General features: G+C 65.1%; 13 protein-coding genes and 1 pseudogene. 8 read left to right on the forward strand and 6 right to left on the reverse strand.

The genetic code is table 11. From position 1 onward, the window contains the following. Positions 1-26: 26 nt before the first annotated feature. The 3 genes from pstA to pstS form a co-directional block, all read right to left on the reverse strand. Positions 27-1,109, reverse strand: a complete 1,083-nt coding sequence (pstA, locus tag ACZ6WH_RS22185; RefSeq protein ID WP_469730030.1) for a phosphate ABC transporter permease PstA — start codon at positions 1,107-1,109, stop codon at positions 27-29. Further along, positions 1,106-2,101 carry a phosphate ABC transporter permease subunit PstC gene (gene pstC / locus ACZ6WH_RS22190; RefSeq protein WP_469730031.1) on the reverse strand — a complete coding sequence of 332 codons (996 nt, stop codon included), beginning with the start codon at positions 2,099-2,101 and terminating at the stop codon, positions 1,106-1,108. The genes pstA and pstC overlap by 4 nt, the downstream gene beginning before the upstream one ends. A gap of 95 nt (positions 2,102-2,196) precedes the next feature. Then, on the reverse strand, positions 2,197-3,318 hold the full coding sequence (pstS, locus tag ACZ6WH_RS22195) for a phosphate ABC transporter substrate-binding protein PstS (RefSeq protein ID WP_432857620.1): 1,122 nt from the start codon (positions 3,316-3,318) through the stop codon (positions 2,197-2,199). Positions 3,319-3,718: 400 nt separating this feature from the next. Between pstS and ACZ6WH_RS22200 the strand changes: the two genes are divergently transcribed. After that, positions 3,719-4,765 carry a C40 family peptidase gene (locus tag ACZ6WH_RS22200; RefSeq protein ID WP_469730032.1) on the forward strand — a complete coding sequence of 349 codons (1,047 nt, stop codon included), beginning with the start codon at positions 3,719-3,721 and terminating at the stop codon, positions 4,763-4,765. Positions 4,766-5,114: 349 nt separating this feature from the next. Then, the gene (locus ACZ6WH_RS22205) at positions 5,115-6,536 is read left to right on the forward strand and encodes a PP2C family protein-serine/threonine phosphatase (RefSeq protein ID WP_469730033.1); all 1,422 of its coding nucleotides are present in this window, start codon (positions 5,115-5,117) and stop codon (positions 6,534-6,536) included. A gap of 68 nt (positions 6,537-6,604) precedes the next feature. Here ACZ6WH_RS22205 and ACZ6WH_RS22210 read toward each other — a convergent pair whose 3' ends face one another. The 3 genes from ACZ6WH_RS22210 to ACZ6WH_RS22220 all read right to left on the reverse strand — a co-directional run bounded on the left by ACZ6WH_RS22210 (position 6,605) and on the right by ACZ6WH_RS22220 (position 8,225). Further along, on the reverse strand, positions 6,605-6,949 hold the full coding sequence (locus ACZ6WH_RS22210) for a DUF2516 family protein (protein WP_361558921.1): 345 nt from the start codon (positions 6,947-6,949) through the stop codon (positions 6,605-6,607). Between the two features lie 102 nt (positions 6,950-7,051). Then, entirely contained in the window at positions 7,052-7,705 is a 654-nt protein-coding gene (locus ACZ6WH_RS22215) for a hypothetical protein (RefSeq protein WP_469730034.1), read from the reverse strand. A gap of 28 nt (positions 7,706-7,733) precedes the next feature. Further along, on the reverse strand, positions 7,734-8,225 hold the full coding sequence (locus ACZ6WH_RS22220) for a helix-turn-helix domain-containing protein (RefSeq protein WP_469730035.1): 492 nt from the start codon (positions 8,223-8,225) through the stop codon (positions 7,734-7,736). Between the two features lie 276 nt (positions 8,226-8,501). Here ACZ6WH_RS22220 and ACZ6WH_RS22225 point away from each other — a divergent pair, with 276 nt between their 5' ends. The 6 genes and pseudogenes from ACZ6WH_RS22225 (at position 8,502) to ACZ6WH_RS22250 (ending at position 15,004) form a co-directional block, all read left to right on the forward strand. Continuing rightward, positions 8,502-9,200 carry an RNA polymerase sigma factor gene (locus ACZ6WH_RS22225; RefSeq protein WP_469730036.1) on the forward strand — a complete coding sequence of 233 codons (699 nt, stop codon included), beginning with the start codon at positions 8,502-8,504 and terminating at the stop codon, positions 9,198-9,200. 411 nt (positions 9,201-9,611) lie between these two features. After that, complete coding sequence (locus tag ACZ6WH_RS22230) at positions 9,612-10,763, forward strand: SAVED domain-containing protein (RefSeq protein ID WP_469730037.1); 1,152 nt, start codon at positions 9,612-9,614, stop codon at positions 10,761-10,763. Next, entirely contained in the window at positions 10,760-12,094 is a 1,335-nt protein-coding gene (locus ACZ6WH_RS22235; RefSeq protein WP_469730038.1) for an SMODS domain-containing nucleotidyltransferase, read from the forward strand. Before ACZ6WH_RS22230 ends, ACZ6WH_RS22235 begins: the two co-directional genes overlap by 4 nt. A gap of 223 nt (positions 12,095-12,317) precedes the next feature. Beyond that, positions 12,318-12,629, forward strand: a pseudogene (locus tag ACZ6WH_RS22240) (IS1380 family transposase); the annotation flags it as partial. A gap of 74 nt (positions 12,630-12,703) precedes the next feature. Further along, on the forward strand, positions 12,704-14,200 hold the full coding sequence (locus ACZ6WH_RS22245) for an RNA-directed DNA polymerase (protein ID WP_469730039.1): 1,497 nt from the start codon (positions 12,704-12,706) through the stop codon (positions 14,198-14,200). Between the two features lie 18 nt (positions 14,201-14,218). Next, positions 14,219-15,004 (forward strand): SMODS-associated NUDIX domain-containing protein, encoded by a 786-nt coding sequence (locus ACZ6WH_RS22250; protein ID WP_469730040.1) that lies wholly within the window; start codon positions 14,219-14,221, stop codon positions 15,002-15,004. Positions 15,005-15,116 lie beyond the last annotated feature (112 nt).

The raw sequence follows: 15,116 nt of genomic DNA on the forward strand, positions 1-15,116 counted from the left end.
TCGGCGGAGCCGCATCATCGGGTGCCTTAACGGCCGGTCTTGGGGGCCTTCCAGCGGGCGATGCCGCGGGCCACCAGGTTGAGGATCATGACGAAGGCGATGAGGACGAGGGCCGCGGCCCAGGCGCGGTCGTAGCTCGCGTCGGAGCCCTGCTGCCACTGCTGGTACACGTACAGCGGCAGGGACTGCTGAGCGCCTTCGAAGGGGTTGCTGTTGATCGTCTTGGCGCCCCACACCAGGAGCAGCACCGGGGCCGTCTCGCCGGTGATGCGGGCGATGGCCAGCATGACGCCGGTGGTGATGCCGCCGATGGAGGTGGGCAGGACGACCTTGAGGATGGTGCGCCACTTCGGTACGCCGAGGGCGAGGGAGGCCTCGCGCAGCTCGTTCGGTACCAGCTTGAGCATCTCCTCCGTGGAGCGGACCACGACCGGCATCATCAGGATGGCCAGGGCCATGGCGCCGGCGAAGCCGGAGGGGCCGAAGCCGAGGATCAGGATCCACACCGACAGGACGAAGAGGCCGGCGACGATCGAGGGGACGCCCGTCATGACGTCGACGAAGAAGGTGACGGCCTTGGCGAGCCTGCCGCGCCCGTACTCGACCAGGTAGATCGCGGTGAGCAGGCCGATCGGCGCGGCGATCAGGGTGGCCAGGCCGACCTGCTGCAGGGTGCCGGTGATCGCGTGGTTGATGCCGCCGCCGACCATGGCGTCCGGCAGGGTGCCCATCGAGTGGGAGAGGAAGTAGCCGTCCAGGACCTTGCTGCCGCGGGCGACGGTCTCCCAGATGAGCGAGGCGAGCGGGAGGACGGCGAGCAGGAAGGCGATCCAGACCAGGCTGGTGGCCAGCCGGTCCTTGGCCTGCCGGGCGCCCTCGACCTTCGCGGCGACCGCGTACGTGCCGGCGATGAAGAGCAGTGCGGCGATCAGGCCCCACTGGATCTTGCTGTCCAGGCCGGCGCCCAGTCCGATGCCGACGCCAGCGGCGAGCGCGGCGAGCGCGAAGACCGGCGGCGACCAGCGCGGCAGCCGGGCCTGCCGGAGGGAGACGGGGGGCAGCGGCGCGCTGTCCGCCACGGGGCGCTTCTCGGTGATGACGTTGCTCATGCGTTGGCCCCCGAGTACTCCTTGCGGCGGGCGATGATCAGGCGGGCCGCGCCGTTGACCAGCAGGGTGATGACGAAGAGGACGAGGCCGGAGGCGATCAGCGCGTCCTGGCCGAAGGTGTCCGCCTCACTGAACTTGCTGGCGATGTTCTGGGCGAACGTGCCGCCGCCCGGGTCCAGCAGGCTGAGCCCGATGAGGAAGCTGGGGGAGAGGACCGTGGCGACGGCCATGGTCTCGCCGAGCGCGCGGCCCAGGCCCAGCATCGAGGCGCTGATGATGCCGGAGCGGCCGAAGGGCAGTACCGACATGCGGATGACCTCCCAGCGGGTGGCGCCGAGGGCGAGCGCGGCCTCCTCGTGCATCTTGGGCACCTGGAGGAAGACCTCGCGGCTGACGCTGGTGACGATCGGCAGGATCATGATCGCCAGCAGGATGCCGACGGTGAACAGCGAGCGCGCGGCGCCCTGGGAGTAGCTGAAGATCCCGGTCCAGCCGAGGTAGTCGTCCAGCCAGCTGTACAGGCCGCTCAGGTGCGGGACGAGGAAGAGGGCGCCCCACAGGCCGTAGATGATGCTGGGGACCGCGGCGAGCAGGTCGATGACGTAGCCCAGCGGCGAGGCCAGCTTGCGCGGCGCGTAGTGCGAGATGAACAGCGCGATGCCGACCGCTACGGGGACCGCGATGACCATCGCGATGATCGAGCTGACGACGGTGCCGAAGGCGAGGACGGCGATGCCGAACTTCGGCTCGGCGCCGCTGGGGTCCCACTCGAAGGTGGTGAAGAAGTTGGCCTTGTCGCCCTGGATGGCGAGGACCGAGCGGTAGGTGAGGAAGGCCGCGATGGCGGCCATGATCACCAGCAGCGCGATGCCGGAGCCGCGCGAGAGACCGAGGAAGATCCGGTCACCGGGGCGTACGGACTTGCCGCTGACCGCGGAGGGCTCTGCGGGCGCTGCGGGGGGTGGGTTCTGGGGTATCGCTGAGGTATCCATGGGTTTCTCCGGTCTGCGGAGCCGGTGGGCTCCAGGCGGCGGTGCACCGGACGGGCGGCGGCCTGCGCGTCGTGCGCCGGCCGCCGCCCGGTGGGTCAGGAGAGCGACGAGACGGCCTTGCGGACCTTGTCGGCGATCTCGGTGGGCAGCGGCGCGTAGCCCTGCTCCTTGAGGGTCTTCTGGCCGTCCTCGCTGGCGAGGTAGGTCAGGAAGGACTTGGTGGCGGGCAGGGTCTCGGCCTTGTTGCCCTTGTCGCAGGCGATCTCGTACGTCACCAGCGTGATCGGGTACGCGCCCTCGGCCTTGGTGGTGTAGTTCAGGTCCAGGGCCAGGTCGTTGCCCTCGCCGACCTGCTTGGCCTCGGCGATCGCCTTGGAGGCGTTCTCCACGTCGGCCTCGACGGGCTTCTGGGCGCCGGTGTTCAGCTTGACCGTGTCGATCTTGCCGGCCGTCGCGTAGGACAGCTCGAAGTAGGAGATCGCGCCGCTGGTCTGCTTGACCTGCGAGGAGACGCCGGAGGAGCCGGAGGCCGCCTGGCCGCCCTTGCCCTCCCAGGTCTTCGCGGGCTCGTGCGGCCACGCCTTGGGCGCGGCGCCCTTGAGGTACTTGGTGAAGTTGTCGGTGGTGCCGGAGTCGTCCGAGCGGTGGAACGCCTGGATCTTCAGGTCCGGCAGCTTGACGCCCGGGTTCAGCTTCTTGATCGCCGGGTCGTTCCAGTTGGTGATCTTCGAGTCGAAGATCTTGCCGAGGGTCTCGGCGTCCAGCACGAGGTTGTCCACGCCCGGGACGTTGTAGCCGACCGCGATCGGGCCGCCGACCATCGGCAGGTTGATCGCCTCGCCGCCCTTGCAGATCTTCTTGGACTTGGCGACCTCCTCGGGCTTGAGCGCCGAGTCGGACCCCGCGAAGGCGGTCTGGCCCTGGAGGAACGTGGTGATGCCGGCACCGGAGCCCGTGGGCTGGTAGTTGATCTCGGTGTCCTTGCAGGCACCGGAGTAGTTCTGCACCCAGACGTCCATGGCGTTCTTCTGTGCCGAGGAGCCGGACGCGAGCAGCTTGCCCTTGCCGTCGCACTTGATGTTCGCGGCCTTCGCGGACGAGGCGCCGGGGCCGCCCGTCGTGTCGTCCGAGCCGCACGCCGAGAGGGCCAGGGCTCCGGAGACGGCGAGAGCGCCAACCGCGAGGGCGCGAACCCGGTTCTTGCGCTGAAGCTTCACTGTCGAAGGTTCCTTCCTGGGGCCCGCCGTGGTCAGTGGCGTGCTGGGCCGTGAAATGAATCAGATGAGAGGTGTCCAGCTATGCGGTGCGGCGTCCGCCTCCGGGGCACGACGCGCACTCGGTAAGGCTGAAATTAGGCAGATCAGGTGAAGGCGTCGATGGAAGAGAGTGAACGAGGGGTGAACCTCGGCCGTCGGACGGGTGCGGCCGGTATTGCCCGGTGCGTACCGGGCCCGGTGGTGATCTCCCGGAAGTAGTAGGTGCGGCGCCCTTCTGCATTACCGGCCGGTATGGCAGCATCCGCGGCTGAGCCCCGCCCCAGGGCGGAGCGCTCGCGCCCGGACGACGCGTACGGCGAGTGACCGGAGGTGGCCCGTGAGCCCGGTGGAACGGCGGAACGTGGGACGTGGCGCGGCGGTGGCCCGCGCGGCCGTGGTGCTGTGCGCGGCGGGCCTCCTGGTGGGCCCGGCCCCGGCGGCGTACGCCGATCCGGCCCCCGACGGCAAGCGGGACCTGGAGGACGTACGCAAGCGCATCGACGACCTCTACCGCCGGGCCGAGCGGGCCACCGACGCCTACAACGGCGCCAAGGAGCAGGTCGAACGTCAGCAGAAGGAGATCGTGAAGCTGGCGAAGAACATCGTCAGCACCCAGGAGCGGCGCGAGCAGCTCAAGAAGCGGGCCGGCTCGCTGGCCAGCGCGCAGTACCGGGGCGGCGGGCTGCCCGCCGAGGCGAAGCTGATGCTGAACAAGGACCCGGAGGGGTTCCTCGACAACGCCACGCTCGCCCGCAAGGGACAGCACGCGGTCCGGACCGTACTGGGGCAACTGGCGCGGACCGAGCACGACCTGCAGGGCTATGCCCAGGACGCCACCGAGCGCTGGGACAGGCTGGAGAAGGAACGCAAGAAGAAGGCCGCGGCGAAGAAGGACATCGAGAAGAAGATCGACGCCGCCGAGCGGATCGAGTCACAGCTGAAGGCCGAGGAAAAGGAGCGGCTGAAGAAGCTGGAAGAGGACCGGGCCCACCGTGCGCAGACGAAATGGCTGGACTCCGGAATTCTGCGGGAGATCGGCGGGGACGCGTCCGCACAGGGGAAAAAGGCCATTTCCTATGCCACCGCGCAGATCGGCAAGAATTACGTATGGGGCGCGGAGGGCCCGGACACCTTCGACTGCTCCGGACTCACCATGCGGGCGTGGGAAGCGGCCGGCCGGAGCATTCCGCGCACCTCGCAGGAACAATGGCGGCAGCTGCGCCGTATCGGCATCGACGACATGCGCCCCGGCGACCTGATCATCTATCACGAGGACGCCAGCCACGTGGGGATGTACCTCGGCGACGGGGCGATCGTGCACGCCCCGCGGCCCGGCCGGCAGGTGACGATCACGGGGGCCGGTTCCATGCGGATTCTGGGCGTCGTACGGCCGGACGCGAAGGCCTGAGTCGACGCGCCGTATCGCGGCGCGTGCGTGCCGTGGCCGCCCGGCGATTCCGGCATCCGGCCGGGAACAAACCCGTCACCGTCCGGTAGCCCAGCGTGTGCCCGGGGGTGATGTTCGTCATTCCGCATTTCTCCCGGGGACGGCCAAAACGCTTCCCCACCCCGGTATATGCCCCTGGCGGCGTGTTGTTCGCCATTCCGTACGGGCCCGTACTGGCGCTAAGGTCGCCTTCCAGTGCCCGGTGGCGCACCGCTCGTACCGACCAGTGAGCGGCGCGGAACCGGGCACGGTGGTGCGCCGGTCGGTCACCGCCGCCGCACCCTCGGGGGGAGGGAAGGAAACAGAGGACATGTCCGTACCCGGTCCGCGTGAGCGCACGGCCGTGCTGCCCCAGGCGGCAGGCCCGCTGAACGGCGCGCCCGAGACCGCGCGCCCGGCGCAGGGGGACCCCGCGCGCCCGCACGACGGCACCGGCCCGGCGGACACCGAGCACACCGGCCCGGCCCCCGGCCCCGCGGATTCCCTGCGCCCCGCCGTCACCGGGAGCGGCAGCCACGGGCTGACCCTGCTGGTGATCGGCGACGACCCGACCAGCTCCGTCCCCGAGATGTCCGACGGCCGGGGCCACAAGGTCCGGGTCCGCACCGCCCGCAACCTCACCGAGGCCCAGCGGCTGCTCACCGACGACGTGCACTGCGTCCTGCTCGACCTTGCGGCCATGCCGCGCCAGGAAGCGCGGGACGCCGACGACCGGGAGAGCCGCGCCGAGACCGAGGAGACCGGGACGCAGGACGAGCTGGAGCCGCTGCGCGCGGTCCTGCGGCTCGCCCCGCGCCACGCCGTCCTCGCGCTGACGGCGGAGGCGGACGCGGAGCGCGGCGCCGAGGCGGTACGCGTCGGGGCCCAGGACTACCTCCCCCGCGACCAGCTCGACGGCACGGTGCTCAGCCGGGTCGTGCGCTACGCAGTGGAACGCAAGCGCGCCGACCTCGCGCAGCGCCAGCTCACCGAGTCCCGGCTGCGCGCCCAGGAGAACGCCCGGCTGGAGCGCGGACTGCTGCCCACGCCGCTGCTGGACGGCTCCGACCTGCGCTTCGCGGCCCGGTACCGGCCCGGGCGCAGCCGTGCCCTGCTCGGCGGCGACTTCTACGACACGGTCCGCACGCCGGACGGAACAGTTCACGCCATGATCGGCGACGTCTGCGGGCACGGCCCCGACGAAGCGGCCCTCGGCGTCGAACTCCGCATCGCCTGGCGCGCGCTGACCTTCGCGGGCCTGTGCGGCGACGAACTGCTCTCCACCCTCCAGCGGGTGCTGGAGAACGAGCGGGACAACGACGAGATCTTCGCGACGCTGTGCACCGTGGACATCGCGCCGGACGGGCGGAACGCCGGGGTCTGCATGGCGGGCCACCCGGCACCGCTGCTGGCCAGGGCCGGCCGTGCGCCGCGCCTGCTGCCGTTCGAGAGCGGCGGCCCCGCGCTCGGCCTGCTGCCGCGCGCCCGCTGGCCGCGCCATCAGGTGACGCTGGGCGGCGCCTGGAGCCTGCTGATGTACACCGACGGCCTGATCGAAGGCCGGGTCGGGGACGGCAACCAGCGCCTCGGCCAGGACGGCATGGTCGACCTGGTCGCCGCCAAGATGGCCGCGGGGCTGCGCGGGGAGGCGCTGCTCGACGCCGCCGTCACGGAGGTGCGCGACCTCAACGGCGGCGAGCTGACCGACGACCTCGCGGTGCTGCTGCTGGACCGTGGGGAGGCGTGGAGCTGACCGCCCGGGGCCCGACCGGCCGGGGCCGCCAGGGGCTCAGCGCCTGACCGGCCGGGGCCCGTCAAGGCTCAGCGGCCGCCGTTCCACGGGCCGTACGGGCCGTCGGAGCTGGAGCCGCCGCGGCGCGGGCCCTTGCCGCCGCCGGACACCCGCTTGAGCGCGGGCCGGACGTCGACCATGTACACGATCGTCGCGATCAGCCCGATGATCGGCAGGAACGACATGATCCCGAAGAGCACGTTCACCAGAGTCGCCAGGCCCAGGATGATCAGCCAGAACGGCTTCGTCTTCTTGTCGGCGGCGCGATAGGCGTCCTCGCGGCGGATGGCGGAATCGATGAAGGCGAACCCGCTGAACACCAGCATGGCCAGCGAAAGCAGCCACAGCAGATTGTTGAAACCCTGGATCAGCACGCCGTTCCACCACCCGTTGACTGTCGGACTGTCCTCGTCACCGTACCGGTAGAACGGGCCGGGCACGTCCAGCGTGCCCGGCCCGCTCCGTTGGTCCGTCGCTCACTTCGACGGCGGCGTGGTCTTCTTCGCCGTCGTGGTCTTCCGGGCGGCGGGCGCCGTCGGCGTCGTCTTCTTCGCCGGCGCCGGCTTGGCCTCCGTACCGGTCTTGGCGGCGGCCGGCTTGCTCTCCCCGGCCTTCGCCGGCTCGCTCCTGCCCGCGGCGGGCTTGGTCTCCGTGGCCTTGGCCTCGGTGGACTTCGGCTCCGCCTTGGGCTCCGGCTCGATCGCGACCGCGAGCTCCTCGACCTCCTCGGCGACCTCACCGCGCCAGGTCTGCACGGCGCGCTGCCCGCGCTCGGCCAGCTCGTCGTAGGTCTCGCGGGCCTTGACGGCGTACTCCGCCGCCCGGCCGACGCCCTGCAGCGCGAGGTCCTGGGCCTGCTCGCGGATCTTCTTCAGGTCGGTGTCCAGGGAGCCGAGCAGCTCGTAGAACTTGTCCTGGGCCTCCTTGGCCTGCTTGGACACGCGGTCCTGCACGGCCTTGGCCTCGGTGGAGCGCACCTCTTCGAAGCGCTTGGGCGCCTCGGCGCGGAGCCGCTCCACCAGCCCCGGCACCTCCTTGAGCTTCTCGCTCGCGAGATCCGCGGTGCCGGCCAGGGCGTACAGGGGGGTGGGGTCGGTCACCTTCTTGACGATGTCGTCGGTGATGGCCATGCCGTTCTTCCTCCTGGAATCGGATTGCTCAGGTGGCGTGCGGTTCGCCGTCGGCCCCACGGGTGCCCTCTTTGCCCTTGCCCGTACCGCCGTGCCGCTCGTCGTCGCCGTTTTCGCCTTCCGGCGCGGGCCGGTCGAGGTCCAGCCCCTCGGCGCGTGCGAGGTCCGAGCTGTAGCCGTTCTCCTTGCGGAACGACTCGTAGATCTGCAGCAGCACCTGCTTCTGCTTCTCGTTCAGGGCCGGATCGGTCAGGATCGCGCTGTGCACCTCCAGGCCGTCCGGGTCCCGTCGTTCGTCGAGGATCCCCGCCTGGACGTACAGCGTCTCGGCCGAGATCCGCAGGGCCTTCGCCAGCTGCTGCAGGATCTCCGCGCTCGGCTTGCGCAGACCGCGTTCGATCTGGCTGAGGTACGGGTTGGACACCCCGGCGGCATCGGCGAGCTGCCGGAGGCTCAGCTGCGCGTTGCGCCGCTGCTCCCGCAGGAACTCCCCGAGATTGCCGACGTTGAGTGATGCCATGTCCCCGATCGTGCCTCCGTTCGCTAACTTTTGCAAGCAGCCGCTAGCAAAAGTGTTCCGTGTCATGTGGGGCGGGGCGGTGTGACTTCACGCGATAGGTGTCACCTTCCAGGGATTCTTGTCACCAGTCCCCGCGTACGGCCGCCATCTTCGGGACTGGCCGTCCGCTTGAGCAGAAGCCGACAGATCTCGTTGTCGCCCAAAGACCGCTCGTCGCGCACGAGCATGGTGATGGGCCGTACGACCGAGGTCGGCCCCTGCTCCGAGGGGAAGCGCGTGAACGAGGATCACATGCCGGACTGCCTGGGCTGCTCCGACGAACCGAGCCGCCAGGCCGTCGTGTTCCCGACCGGTCCGGCCGATGACGCCCGCGCAGACTCGCCCACCGGCCTGTACGCCGATCGAGCACGGTGGTGCCAGCCCTGCTGGGTCTACCAGGGCCCGTTCGACCGGTTCCACCTCCTGTACAGCCGACGCCTGCATAGGTACATCGGCGGAACGCTGCGTCACCTGCCGTTCGAGCAACGCGAGAGGGCCGTGGACGAGGTCGCGGCGGAGACCATGGCCGTCCTGTGGGAGAAGCGCGAGAAGCTGAAGAAGCCCGAGCGTGCCATGTACCAGGTGGCCAAGAGGACGGCCTGGAGGCGTTACCCCCTGGAGCGGAAGGAGACTCCCGCCGACTTGGCGGAGATCGAGGAGGCCACGGAGGATCCGATCGACGCGCTGGTCGACCGGATCCTTCTGGAGGAGGAACTGGCCAAGCTCCCCGAGAAGGAACGTCGGTACCTGTACGAGCACAAGGCACTCGGTGAGACCGCCCAGAGCGTGGCGGACGACTACGGCGTTGCCAAGGGGACGGTCACCCAGAGCACCCGGCGTGGGCTGGAGAAGATGCGGCCGGCCTTCGAGTACATCCGCTTCCTCACGATCCTCGCCGAGGTGCTCCGGGTGATCAGTCACTGGTTGTTCGAGTGACCCGGCGAGCCGGCCTGGGCGCCCCGAGGGTCCGGCGCCGGCGGGCGGCTGGCCACTCCGGCCCGCGGGCCGGAGTCGGCGTACTCCCACAGTTGGCACCGGGTGAGGTACTCGCGCGCCCAGCCGCTCTCCAGCTCCTCAGTTCACACGTGGGCGGGCCAGTCGCGGTGGGTTTCGCGGTAGTGGCGATCGCGCTGATGTCGATCCCGAGCAGCCTGGCCTGGTCCGCCGGGGAGAGCTCCTCGTCGGGGTTGCCGCTGACTCGTACCCGGCCCGCTCGACAGCTCGGCCCGGGTGGCGTACAGCCGTCCCTCGATGAGTGATCACACTGACGGCCCCCGACTGTCAGTGGCGCGTGCTTCTCTGTAAGCACTTCCATCTTCGATGGGAAGATGCGCGAGAAGAGGGCGTATGGCCATCTCCGACACAGAACGTTTGAAAGCTTGGGTCCGCGCCGGGGGGCGCTGTGAGTTCTGCGGCAACTACCTGCTCGAAGGCAAGCTCACGTACAAGGACTTCACCCTCGGGGAACTAGCCCACATCGTGGGCCGAGACGTAGCACCTGGCTCTCCGCGAGGCATGGCCCCGCTCCCAGAAGACAAGCGGGACCTCGCTGACAACCTGATGCTTCTGTGTCGAGGTGAGCACAACGAGATCGACCGCAGGGGGTCACTCGACCTCATGACGGTGGAGCGCTTGCGGGCGATCAAGCGCGAGCGCGAGGCTTGGATCCGGCGCATGACTGGTCTCAGTCCTCAGAATGGAACCGCGGTGATCCGGTTGATCGGACCGGTACGTGGCTACGAGGTTGAGCTGACCAAGCCGACGGCCGCCGAAGCGGTGATCCGCTCAGAGGAGCGGTTCCCGGACTTTCCATTGAGCCTGCACGGTGACGGCTTCGAAATCGACCTCCGTAACGTGATCGGAGAGGAGGAGGGCGAGCCAGCCTACTGGGAGCAATGCAAGCGGCAGATCGATCGAATCCTTGAGCATCGGCTCGCTGAGGCACTGCGCGAGGACGCCGTACACCACGTCAGCGCCTTCGGCTTCGCGCGTCTGCCATTGCTCGTCTATTTCGGCTCTCGCCTCGACGACACCTTTGCCGTGACCATCTATCAACGTCACCGCAGCACAGAGGCATGGAACTGGCCCGACAACCCGGCGCCTGGCATCAGCTTCACCACCACTCCACCGCAGAACCTCCTACAGGGCGCCAAGGAGGGGGTCCTGGTCCTCAACGTCTCCGGGTCCATCCAGGCAGACGAACTTCCCGAGCATCTAAAGGAACTACCGCGCTGGGTAATCAACCCTGCTGGCAAGATGCCCTCAGTCGATGTAATCGACTCCCTCGAAACGCTGAGCGAATTCACAAACTCGCTGCGCTCGATGCTCTCCTCCTTGGAAGCCCAGCACAAGCACATGCAGACCCTGCACGTTCTGGCCGCAGCCCCGGTTTCGGCAGCCGTAGCTTTGGGACGAGTCCATGACGCTCATGTGCACCCGAAGATGGCCATCTACGACCGGACTGACGGACGCTACACAGTCGCGCTGGAGATCTCATGAAACTGCTGGCCTACTTCAGTGCATTCCTTGCAGACACTGTGAACCTCAACCAGACACGTCTCGACCAACTCAACGACCGTGTGAACGCGATTACATCGACCCTGAAGTCCGACAGCCAGATCGGCGACCTCTACAAGACGCACATCCCGCAGGGGTCTTGGGCTCACCGCACCATCATCAAGCCATTCAACAATCACGAGTTTGACGCAGACTTTCTCCTTCACATGGATGAGGTGGAGGACTGGAAGCCCAAAGACTACTTGCGGGAGGTCCGGGCTGCGTTCAAGCGGTCCACCACCTACAAGTCGAAGGTCACCAAGAAGAACCGGTGCTGCCGCATCGTCTACGCGGGCGATTGCCACGTCGACGTGGTGCCCTACATCACTCTGTCGGACGGCCGCGAAGTCATCGTCAATTATGCCGAGAATGAATTCGAGGATACCAACCCTCAAGGATTCACCGACTGGATGAAAGAGAAGGACAGTCTGGCCAACGGACAGCTGCGTCGCGTCATCAGACTGCTGAAGTACATCCGAGATTTCAAGCAGACCTTCAGTGTACCGTCTGTCATTCTCACGACTCTGCTCGGCGAACGCATCCAAGCCTGGCACGAAGCTACGCGCTACAGCGACACTCCCACAGCTCTCAAGACGATTCTGGCCGACCTGAGCGCTTGGCTAGACCTGTACCCGCTTATGCCGCCCCTCACCGACCCGAGTTGCCCCGAGACGACGTTCAATCATCGCTGGAACCAGGAACAATACGAGAACTTCCGTAAGAAGATCAACCTGTATAGCTCATGGGTGACCGAGGCCTATGACGAAGAAGATAAAGCGCTGAGTCTTGCAGCATGGCAGCGTGTCTTCGGTAACTCGTTCCAACAACCCAGCTCGGCACAGAAGTCCCTGACAGCATCTGCGAGCATTCAACCAACTCGCGAGACCCGTGCCCCACATGAGCAGTACATCGAAGAGTTTGGTTTCAGCTGGCGAGGAGGATACAAGGTACGGATCAATGCCCAGGTGCTCCCGAAGAGCGGATTTCGTCACGGTCCCCTGCGTCGCCTCCGACGAGTGAGCGTCCTTCAGAGTCTGCGCTTCACCATCACAACCGACGTACCGGAACCGTACGACCTCTATTGGAAGATCAGGAACCGCGGCCCCGAAGCCGCCGCGCTTGATCAACTCCGAGGCGAGATCATTTTCGATGAGGACCGAAGCAGAACCCGCAAGGAGTCGACTTCTTGGAAAGGCCAACATTATGTGGAGGTCTACATCGTCAAGAACGGTCGGGTCCTAGCCACCGATCACCACGACGTCGTCATCAGCTGAGCTAAGAATCGGGATGGGCAACTCGGCCAGTTCCGGCTAGCTACTTGCCCAACGACTAGCGAACTCTGGAAGATCACCCTGGCCAGACGCCCGCAGCGCCGCTCTTCCCGACTGCGGCGGTTCTGCGCTGCGGCTGGGGCCCGGGGACACCCCTTGCCGTCCTGCGTGGCCTCGTTGATGTCGCTGATGGGCTTGGCGCCGACGTGGGAGTCTCGAATCGTGCGAGGCCCTGCAGGCCATCCGATCGCCTCGGGCCGAAGTCTGTGCTCGCGCCTGGTCGTTGGCCGGCAAAAACGCCCCCGACGCCGAAGGCCACGTCGTAGTCGATCTCAACGGCGTCTCCATCACAGCTCACTCCGACAAGGAGGAAGCGGCCGCGACCTGGGATAACACCCGCGCGCATCACTCGCCGATGGCCTTCCTCAACCATGGACCGAGCTGTACCCGATGAGCCCCTCGCCGCCCTCCTCATGCCCGAAACCCGGGCTTCAACACGACAGCCGACCACATCGCTACCGCCCAACTCGCCCTGGCCTAACTGCCGAAGCACTGCCAGCGAGGTCGGCCAAAGCAAGCAACTGCGCTCATCCCGCGAGCGCACGTAGGCTGATGACTGTGAGAGGAAACGAGACCCGCAGTCGCTTCGTGAACCGAGCCGCTGGCAGGCTATGGAGTGGCCAAGGGCGCCTTGATCTTCCCGACGTAATTAACTTTCGAGACCTGCAGCCCTTTTGGAGCGAATATCGTTCCGAAATTCTCGATTTCCTCGATCAACACGACTACACGCCAGCTTCCATAAGCCTAGTTGAGCATCCGAAGAATTACTTGGCAACTCGACCATTGGCCCGACTTTCAGTCCAGGATCGACTCATTTACGAGGCCCTGGCATTTGAAGCTTCCGAGTTTATCGATCCCCTGCTCTCAAAAGCAGTCTATAACCATCGTTCCAAAAAATTAGCGGTCCATTCCTCCTGGGACTGGAAAGCTATGCGAACTGAGGCTCGGCGAGTTCTTTCTCACAACAAAGAGCTCGTAATGGCACAGACCGACATAGCGTCTTTCTATGAACACATAGATATCGGGGCGCTGCTCATGGATCTGACATCAGCCGGGGTCCCCAGCTCCGTTGCAACGAAAATACACAGCTTCTTGGAAGGATTTGAGAGCCAATGTCACACTTGGGGACTCCCTCAGGGATCCGCCGCATCGGGGATACTTGCGAATGCTTATCTACTCCCGATTGACAACTTTATTCAGCAGTTCAACATAGATTTCCTTCGGTACTCTGACGATATCTACCTCTTTGATGTCAATGAGGAGCGCCTACGCTCGATACTGCAGCACGTAAATCGAGCGCTAAGAGCGCGCAGACTGAACATGTCAGCCACCAAGACGCGAATCTATGCGCGGAGCGAGGCTGAATCACATCTCGACGACAGTCGCAGCGACGGAATTCTGTACGACCTTACCCTACGCAAGCCAGATGCGATAAAGCAGTTGCGTCTATTTTTCAGAGATGCTATTGCCGAAAGCCCGGCAAATGAGCGTAACATCAAGCTATCACTCCCCTACCTAGGAAAAAGAAGTGATGATTTCGCTTTCACCTGGGCCGTGGGCAACCTGAAGGAATGGCATCACATTTCGCCGCGCATCCTCCGCTACATGGAAAGCGTGAAAGGCAAAGAAGATGAACTTAAGCAACTCCTAGAAGGCCTACTGGAGAGCGTTCCGACCGTTGACTACCCATTGCTAGAGCGCAACATATTTGAGACCTCGATGCGTTGCGGAATCCGCTCTCCAGTGTTGCTTTCGTGGGCGTGGAGAATAGTTAGAGATAGAAACCGAACTAGCTACCCGCGCGAGTTCGCCGCACGATATATAGGCCTTCTGGGCGCCTCCAACGACGGACAGCTTCTGAAAATGGAGTACGAGGGCGAGTACGATATTGACGTAAGAAGAGCCCTTCTTGTGGCCATGTATGAGGCCGACTACATGCCTAGAGGGCTCCTGAAACGGCTTAGCAGTCATCCAACCATGCTGAAATGGACTGCTCGATACCTATCGCGCCTGCAGCACCCGTCAACGATTCCACTCCCTAAGTTATAGATTGGACTTCTGACGCCAATGAGCAGACTTCTCGTTTACGCCGTGCTCTTCATGGCTTCCCTTGCCGCGACTTTTTCATACAACGGGAAAGCGGTAGGAAGCATCGCTAGCGGAGCGGTAATCAGCTTGGTAATTCCGCTTCTGGACAGCATAGTGGCAAACCGCCTGAATTTGCGCCATCTCTGGTACTCGGTACGGTACGGAAATCAAGATGTGAGAATCTCGGCAGCCTACCTATTCAGAATCAAGATCGATGGTAAATATCTGCTGATCAAAGGCCGACGTTTCTCTCAGCTACAACCAGTCGGAGGTGTCTATAAGGTTTCAGAGTACGGCAAGCATTTTTTGGTGTCCATTGGCGCACAGGATGACTCTTTGATCCCTATAGACACCGCCAGCAGCGACGACTTGCGGGTGCGATTTAAAGGCTCAAAGATTCCCAGATTTTATTCGTGGTTTGATTCCCGAGCGGGTCGCGAAGACTCACCTTGGAGAGAGTTCCACGAGGAACTAATCGGTCCAGGGATCTTGCCAGCCGAGGTTTTCCCATTTACTTTTCAGGACTATGTGAGGCGTGACGTAGCGAAGATTAGACTTAGCGAACATGCGCAATCATGGGAAATATTGATTGCAGATATCTACGAACTGCTTCCTACTGCAGATCAAGAAGTCCACTTGCGTCGTCTAATGGAGACACCGCACGCCGACATTGCTTGGGTTTCCGCGGACTCTATTCGCCGACGTGGTGTCCTCCCTGACGGCACAATACTTCCGGTCGCTGCGCACTCTCAAAAACTGCTCTAACCCAGCATTTCACTTGCGATGGCGACCAGATTCTGAGCAGAAGGCGAAAGTACCTTCTGTGGCTCGGATGATCAGGCTTATCTAGCCTCGGCATACTGGGCTCCGAAGGACA

The sequence above is a fragment of the Streptomyces sp. NPDC050806 genome, from assembly GCF_055586425.1.